Source organism: Paenibacillus sp. P22 (genome assembly GCF_000469945.2).
Lineage (GTDB): Bacteria > Bacillota > Bacilli > Paenibacillales > Paenibacillaceae > Paenibacillus_O > Paenibacillus_O humicus.
In genome coordinates this window covers 57,027-65,000 of the sequence record NZ_CBRA020000002.1, presented here as the reverse complement: position 1 = coordinate 65,000, position 7,974 = coordinate 57,027, and the positions used below count along the sequence as shown (strand labels likewise).

The 7,974-nt window shown below is 56.8% G+C and carries 5 protein-coding genes and 2 rRNA genes (1 of these 7 cut by a window edge); all 7 read left to right on the top strand.

The features are described 5' to 3' along the window. Nucleotides 1-1,068 (top strand): 23S ribosomal RNA (locus tag BN871_RS00505); it begins 1,863 nt to the left of the window's first position. Nucleotides 1,069-1,240: 172 nt separating this feature from the next. Then, a 5S ribosomal RNA gene (gene rrf, locus BN871_RS00500) occupies nt 1,241-1,357 on the top strand. A gap of 252 nt (nt 1,358-1,609) precedes the next feature. Beyond that, nucleotides 1,610-2,785: an enhanced intracellular survival protein Eis gene (eis, locus tag BN871_RS00495; RefSeq protein WP_048743658.1), complete on the top strand. Its 1,176-nt coding sequence runs from the start codon at nt 1,610-1,612 to the stop codon at nt 2,783-2,785. 330 nt (nt 2,786-3,115) lie between these two features. Further along, nucleotides 3,116-3,580: a CtsR family transcriptional regulator gene (locus tag BN871_RS00490; RefSeq protein WP_048743656.1), complete on the top strand. Its 465-nt coding sequence runs from the start codon at nt 3,116-3,118 to the stop codon at nt 3,578-3,580. Nucleotides 3,581-3,607: 27 nt separating this feature from the next. Next, the gene (locus tag BN871_RS00485; protein ID WP_021878512.1) at nt 3,608-4,123 is read left to right on the top strand and encodes a UvrB/UvrC motif-containing protein; all 516 of its coding nucleotides are present in this window, start codon (nt 3,608-3,610) and stop codon (nt 4,121-4,123) included. A 73-nt stretch (nt 4,124-4,196) separates the two neighbouring features. Then, nucleotides 4,197-5,282: a protein arginine kinase gene (locus BN871_RS00480; RefSeq protein ID WP_083436162.1), complete on the top strand. Its 1,086-nt coding sequence runs from the start codon at nt 4,197-4,199 to the stop codon at nt 5,280-5,282. Beyond that, entirely contained in the window at nt 5,279-7,744 is a 2,466-nt protein-coding gene (gene clpC, locus BN871_RS00475; protein ID WP_021878514.1) for an ATP-dependent protease ATP-binding subunit ClpC, read from the top strand. Before BN871_RS00480 ends, clpC begins: the two co-directional genes overlap by 4 nt. Nucleotides 7,745-7,974: the final 230 nt, after the last annotated feature.

Here is a 7,974-nt window from a genome sequence, read left to right as displayed (position 1 = left end):
GACGCCTGCCCGGTGCTGGAAGGTTAAGGGGAGCGGTTAGGGAGCAATCCCGAAGCTGTGAACCGAAGCCCCAGTAAACGGCGGCCGTAACTATAACGGTCCTAAGGTAGCGAAATTCCTTGTCAGGTAAATTCTGACCCGCACGAATGGCGTAACGACTTGGGCGCTGTCTCAACGAGAGATCCGGTGAAATTTTAATACCTGTGAAGATGCAGGTTACCCGCGACAAGACGGAAAGACCCCATGGAGCTTTACTGCAGCTTGATATTGGACTTTGGTACGATCTGTACAGGATAGGTGGGAGCCTGGGAAGCCGGAGCGCCAGCTTCGGTGGAGGCACCGTTGGGATACCACCCTGATCGTATCGGAGTTCTAACCTGGTACCGTAATCCGGTACAGGGACCGTGTCAGGCGGGCAGTTTGACTGGGGCGGTCGCCTCCTAAAATGTAACGGAGGCGCCCAAAGGTTCCCTCAGAATGGTTGGAAATCATTCGCAGCGTGCAAAGGCATAAGGGAGCTTGACTGCGAGACCTACAAGTCGAGCAGGGACGAAAGTCGGGCTTAGTGATCCGGTGGTACCGAATGGAAGGGCCATCGCTCAACGGATAAAAGCTACCCTGGGGATAACAGGCTTATCTCCCCCAAGAGTCCACATCGACGGGGAGGTTTGGCACCTCGATGTCGGCTCATCGCATCCTGGGGCTGAAGTAGGTCCCAAGGGTTGGGCTGTTCGCCCATTAAAGCGGTACGCGAGCTGGGTTCAGAACGTCGTGAGACAGTTCGGTCCCTATCTGTCGTGGGCGCAGGAAATTTGAGAGGAGCTGTCCTTAGTACGAGAGGACCGGGATGGACGTACCGCTGGTGTACCAGTTGTTCCGCCAGGAGCACCGCTGGGTAGCTACGTACGGACGGGATAAGCGCTGAAAGCATCTAAGCGCGAAGCCCCCCTCAAGATGAGATTTCCCAGTATGTAAGACCCCTGGTAGACGACCAGGTTGATAGGTTCGGGGTGGAAGCGCAGCAATGCGTGCAGCTGACGAATACTAATCGGTCGAGGGCTTATCCTATGGATCAAGCCTACGGGATATCGTCGCAAGACGATGAACGTTGGCGAGACATGGCGAGATGAAACTCAGTACGATTCGCTAGCCATGTAAGAAGCACGAATGGACTCAGCATCCAGCATATTGATTCGATCCAGTTTTCAAGGCGCAAGCCACGTCTTGAACAAGCGTAACGTTTGGTGGCGATGGCGGAAGGGAACCACGCGTACCCATCCCGAACACGACCGTTAAGCCTTCCAGCGCCGATGGTACTTGGACCGCAGGGTCCTGGGAGAGTAGGACGTCGCCAAGCACAGAGAGAAGCCTGATCCGCGAGCAATCGCCGATCAGGCTTTTTTTTGATGTTTTTTCTCCATCTTCATCAAAGAGACATGCCTGCATGGATAGCAGAAAACCAAATGAACCTTAAAAACGTGTAAAGTTAAGGGGGGAAATCGTTTGCGGCGTTGAAAATCCGCTCCATTAAAAAGGATACAAGTGGGAAATAAATACAATATGTGTCATAATACATCTATACCTAACATCTTGGGGAAGCGGGTGCAGGATGAAGATCAGAACATTGAAGCCGGAAGAATTCGACGAGCATATGAAGCTGAGCCAATACGCCTTTCAAATCGAGCTTTCCGCAGAGGAGCTGGAGCAGGCCAGAGCAAGAGCCAGGTGCGAGGAAGTTATCGTCGGTGTCGAGCAGGAACGGATCGTCTCCCAGGTCAGAATCATTCCCCTCGAGGTGAACTGGAACGGCATCGTGCTGAAGATGGGAGGCATCTCTTCGGTCGCAAGCTGGCCGGAATCGAGGCGCTCCGGGCATGTGGGCAAGCTGCTCCGTCATGCGATGGAGGAAATGAAAGCGAACGGCCAATCCATATCGATGCTGGCGCCGTTTTCGATCGGCTTTTACCGCAAATACGGCTGGGAGCTGTTCATCGACCGGGTCAAGTACACCTTGGCGACGGACAAGCTGCCTCAACGAATGCAAAACAACGGCAAAGTCGAGCGGATTCAAGTCCGCGATCATGCCGAACTTCTGGGCATCCTTTATCAGACCTATTCGGAGAGCTTCAATGGCACGCTGGCCCGAACTGCGGATTGGTGGGAGCATTCGGTCTTCAAGCGGAAGAAAGGGGATGCGGTGCTGTACCGGTCCCAGAACGGCACGCCGGAAGGGTATGCCCTTTACAAGGTGAAGGAGAGGCGTCTCGACATTCATGAGCTCGTCTATCTTACGGAAGAAGCGAGGGTGGGGCTTTGGAATTTCTTCAGCAATCATGATTCCATGATCGATTCCGCCGTGCTCCATACCTACTCGGGAGATCCGCTGCCTTATCAGCTTAACGATCCGCGCATCGAACAGAGCATCCATCCTTATTTCATGGTTCGCATCGTCGATGTCCAATCGCTCGTCAAGCAGCTTTCGTTCCAGCCTGGAGTCCGCGATCAATTCGTCCTCCAGATTCATGACGAGGATGCATCCTGGAATGACGGATTGTGGATGCTTGACATCACGGAAGAGGGCAAGGGCAGCCTTTCCCGGTATCAGGATGGAACCTCCTCCAAGCGTTTGGATCTCTCCATCGGAACTTTGGCTGCTCTTCTCATCGGATACAAGCGCGCCAGGGATCTACAGCAGATGGATCATATCTCGGGTCCGCGCTCGGAGGCCGTCCGGCTGGGCAGCCGTATCCCTGAGGCGATGACGAATTTCATGGACTTCTTCTAACCGTGTATAAAGCGGGCCGTCTTATCCCAAGCTGGTAACACAGCAGGGAGAGGCGGCTTTTTTTCATCTGGATGGCAGCAGTGGAAGTTTCCTTGACCTTTTCTAAAAAAGGAGTATAATCAAGATATAAGTCAAAGAAAGTCAAAGTCAGTTGAGTCTGATCCCGCCTTATGCAAGGCGAAGATCCTTTTCTTCCGGTCCCCGTTCGCGGGTCGTAATTTGCGCCGATGAGGGAATGCTACAGGGACGCATCCGGCCTTTGGCTGTTTGGCTTCTACCCGCAATTCAAGAAAAATCCTGAAGGTGCCCCGGCATAGGGAGGTGGGTGATATGCGAAACATTTCCGATGCATTGGAGCAGCATTTGAAGCAGCTGCTTCAGGACAGTCCCGAAGGTGCGGTGGAAATACAGCGCAACGAATTGGCGGACAGCTTCTCCTGCGTACCGTCGCAGATCAATTATGTCATCAGTACCCGTTTCACGCTTGAGAAGGGATACCTCGTGGAGAGCAAGCGAGGGGGAGGAGGCTACATCCGGATCCAACGGATCGAGCTGCCTGCGCTCAAAGCCATCCACGGCCATATTCATCATACGATCGGCAATCAAGTCGATCAAAGCGCCGCCGAAGGACTTATTTACCAGTTGGAGGAAGCCTTGTTCATTTCCAAGCGAGAAGGCAGCCTGCTCCGGGCGGCTGTATGCCGGGAGTCGATCGCGATCAAGCTGCCGCAGCGCGACGAGCTTCGAGCCAGGCTGCTGAAGGCGATGCTCATCTCGCTTCTGGGTAAGCAATAGAGAAGGACCGGTGAGGAGGGACGCGGCATGCTTTGTCAGGAATGCGGCAAAAGGCCGGCAACGCTTCATTTTACCAAGATCGTAAACGGAGAAAAAACGGAATTCCATATTTGCGAAGCCTGCGCCCGCGAAAGGGGCGAAGGCATTCCGGGAGCTCCGAACGGCTTTTCCATCCACAGCCTGCTGTCGGGGCTTATGGATTTCGAGCCTGCGGGAAGCTTGGCTGGGACGAAGCAGGCGGTGCCGCGCTGCGAGGAGTGCGGACTCACGTATTCGCAGTTCTCCAAGCTCGGAAGATTCGGCTGCAGCTCCTGCTACAAGCACTTCGGGGAAAGGCTCGATCCTCTGTTGAAGAGAGTGCACGGGAACACGGTCCATGTCGGAAAGATTCCCCGCCGCTCGGGCGGAAGGATTCAGACACAGAGGGAAATCGACAGGCTGAGGCAGGAAATGAAGAACTCGATCCAGAAAGAAGAGTTCGAAGCCGCCGCCAAGCTCAGGGACAAAATCCGCGAGCTGGAGAAGCAGATCAAGGAAGCCTGATCGTTGGAAGCATCCAGACAGACATCATAAGCGCAGCTTCCGCAAGGCGGCTGCACGGTAGGGAGGGATTGGATTGGCAGCCAACCGGTTTGCCCAGACGGCGCTGAGCGAGTGGATGAAGGGAGACGGACCCGATTCGGATATCGTCTTCAGCAGCCGCGTAAGAATCGCCCGCAACCTGCACAATTATCCCTTTCCGATTCTGGCCACCAGCCAGCAGTCCGCGGAAGTGATGAGCAAGCTTGCTTCCGTGGCGCAGGAAGGAAAGCTGGAGCCGATCGGCCCGTTCGAGACGATCGTTCTTTCGGATCTCAGCGAGCTGGAGCGCAGGGTGCTGGTGGAGAAGCATCTGATCAGTCCCGCGCTGGCGAACGAAGCCCGTGCGGGAGCGGTCGTCATGAGCGAGAACGAATCCGTCAGCATTATGATTAACGAAGAGGATCATTTGCGCATCCAATGTTTATATCCCGGTTTCCAGGTCCAGGAGGCATGGAAGCTTGCCAGCAAAATCGACGACATTTATGAGGAAGCAGTCGACTATGCTTTTGATGAGAGACGCGGATTTCTGACCAGCTGCCCCACCAACGTGGGAACCGGCATTCGCGCATCCGTCATGATGCATCTGCCGGCGCTCGTGCTCACGCATCAGATCAACCGGATCCTGTCCGCCATTACCCAAGTGGGTCTGGCTGTGAGGGGGCTGTACGGCGAGGGAAGCGAGGCGCTCGGCAATCTGTTCCAGATTTCCAACCAGATCACGCTGGGACAGTCGGAGGATGAAATCATCGACAATCTGCATGGGGTCGTGAGGCAGATCATCGAGCATGAAAAAGCGGCCCGCGAGCGTCTTCAGGCGGAATCGCGCCTGCGGCTCGAGGATCGGGTGATGAGATCTTACGGCATCCTGTCTCATGCGGCGATCATGGACTCCAAGGAATCGGCCCAGAGACTGTCGGATGTCCGTCTTGGCATCGACCTGGGCATGATTCGGGAAGTTTCCCCGCAGGTTATGAATGAGTTGATGGTAATGACCCAGCCTGGCTTCCTGCAGCAGGCATTCGAGGAGAAATTGAATACGGAGCAGCGCGATGCAAGGCGCGCGGAGCTGATCCGCAGCCGGCTGCTCCCTGTAACCCATGATGGAGGTGCTTACGAATGATGTTTGGACGATTTACGGAACGTGCGCAGAAGGTGCTTGCTCTCGCCCAGGAAGAGGCGGTGCGGCTTGGACATAACAATATCGGCACGGAGCATATTCTGCTCGGCCTCATTCGGGAAGGCGAAGGCATCGCGGCCAAAGCTCTGATCGCGCTCGGCCTGGGACTCGAGAAAATACAGGACGAGGTGGAATCGCTCATCGGCCGCGGCCAAGAGCAGCCCAGCAACATCGCCTACACGCCCCGTGCGAAGAAGGTCATCGAGCTGTCCATGGACGAAGCCCGCAAGCTGGGGCACACGTACGTCGGCACGGAGCATATTCTGCTCGGCCTGATCCGCGAAGGCGAAGGCGTGGCCGCCCGCGTGCTGAACAACCTCGGCATCAGCCTGAACAAGGCGCGGCAGCAAGTGCTGCAGCTGCTCGGCAGCAGCGAGGCGGTATCGAGCAACCACGGAGCGCCGGCCAACGTCAGCACGCCGACCTTGGACGGCCTGGCACGCGACCTGACCGCTTCCGCCCGTGAGAACAACCTGGATCCGGTCATCGGCCGCAGCAAGGAGATCGAGCGCGTCATCCAGGTTCTCAGCCGCCGGACGAAGAACAATCCGGTGCTGATCGGCGAGCCCGGCGTCGGCAAGACAGCGATCGCCGAAGGTCTGGCGCAGAAGATCATCGCCAACGAAATTCCCGAGACGCTTCGCGACAAGCGCGTCATGACGCTGGACATGGGCTCTGTCGTGGCAGGCACCAAGTATCGCGGCGAATTCGAGGACCGGCTCAAGAAAATCATGGATGAGATCCGCCAAGCGGGCAATATCATCCTGTTCATCGACGAGCTGCACACGTTGATCGGCGCAGGCGGCGCTGAAGGCGCCATCGACGCCTCCAACATCCTGAAGCCGGCTCTCGCACGCGGCGAGCTGCAGTGCATCGGCGCGACTACTCTCGACGAGTACCGCAAGTACATCGAGAAGGATGCCGCCCTCGAGCGCCGCTTCCAGCCGATCACGGTGGATCAGCCTACCCCGGACGAAGCGATTCAGATCCTGCATGGACTTCGCGATCGTTACGAAGCCCATCACCGCGTGAAAATCACGGATGAATCCATTGTGGCGGCAGTCAAGCTGTCCGACCGGTACATCACCGACCGCTTCCTGCCGGACAAAGCGATCGACCTGATCGACGAAGCCAGCTCCAAGGTCCGCCTGCATACCTATACGATCCCGCCGGATCTGAAGCAGATGGAGGGACGCCTCGACGAGGTGCGCAAGGAGAAGGATGCGGCCGTTCAGAGCCAGGAATTCGAGAAGGCCGCGGCGCTCCGCGACACGGAGCAGAAAATCCGCGAAGAGCTCGACACGACGAAGAACACGTGGAAAGAAAAGCAGGGACGCACGGATTCCGAAGTAACGCCGGAGGACATCGCTCAGGTCGTCGCCAACTGGACGGGTATCCCGGTCAGCAAGCTGGCTGAGGAAGAAACCGAGCGCTTGCTGAAAATGGAAGAGATTCTGCATAGCCGCCTCATCGGCCAAGAGGATGCCGTCAAGGCCGTCTCCCGCGCCGTTCGCCGCTCCCGTGCCGGACTCAAGGATCCGAAGCGTCCGATCGGCTCCTTCATTTTCCTCGGACCTACCGGCGTCGGCAAAACCGAGCTGGCCCGCGCTCTGGCCGAGGCGATGTTCGGTGACGAGAATGCGGTCATCCGCATCGACATGTCGGAATACATGGAGAAACATTCCACTTCCCGCCTCGTTGGCGCTCCTCCGGGATACGTCGGCTACGAGGAAGGCGGCCAGCTGACCGAGAAGGTCCGCCGCAAGCCTTACTCCGTCGTGCTGCTGGACGAAATCGAGAAGGCGCATCCGGAAGTGTTCAATATTCTGCTGCAGGTTCTGGAGGACGGCCGCCTGACCGATTCCAAAGGCCGTGTAGTCGATTTCCGGAATACGCTGATCATCATGACGTCCAACGTCGGCGCCGATCAGATCAAGCGCAACTCGACGCTCGGATTTACGGCCCAGCATGATGCCGGACGCGAGTTCAACCAGATGAAGGAAAAAGTGATGGGCGAGCTGAAAAAGAGCTTCCGTCCCGAATTCCTGAACCGGATCGACGAGTCCATCGTGTTCCACTCCCTCGCAGAGGAGCATATCGCCCGCATCGTGACGCTGATGTCCGACGAGCTGCGCAAGCGGCTGCGCGAGCAGGAAGTCGACTTCGACCTCACGGACAGAGCGAAAACATTTCTCGCCAAGGAAGGCTTCGATCCTGCCTACGGCGCGCGTCCGCTGCGCCGTGCGATCCAGAAGCATATCGAGGACCGGTTGTCCGAAGAGCTGCTGATGGGCAATATCAAGAAAGGCGATATGCTGGTGATCGACGAGGAGAACGGCGGCCTGACCGTCAAGCCTCATCCGGAACAGCATAAAGCCGAGCAGGAAGAAACGGCAGCGAAGTAAGCAGCGGCCATCTTCCGCAATTGCAGGGCTGCTTATGCCGGAAATCCTTCCTAACGCACTGCGGAAAAGCCCCTCTTCCTTTTGGGAAGAAGGGCTTTTTTTGCGGCTCGGGTTCAGAAGGGCAATAAGTCTTCACAGCGGAATCGGAAACCGAGGGGGCAGGCGTCCGTTTGTACCCGGCTTCCAAGGCTGTTAAACTGAGAAGATAGCGTTCCCATTTCTCGCAAGGA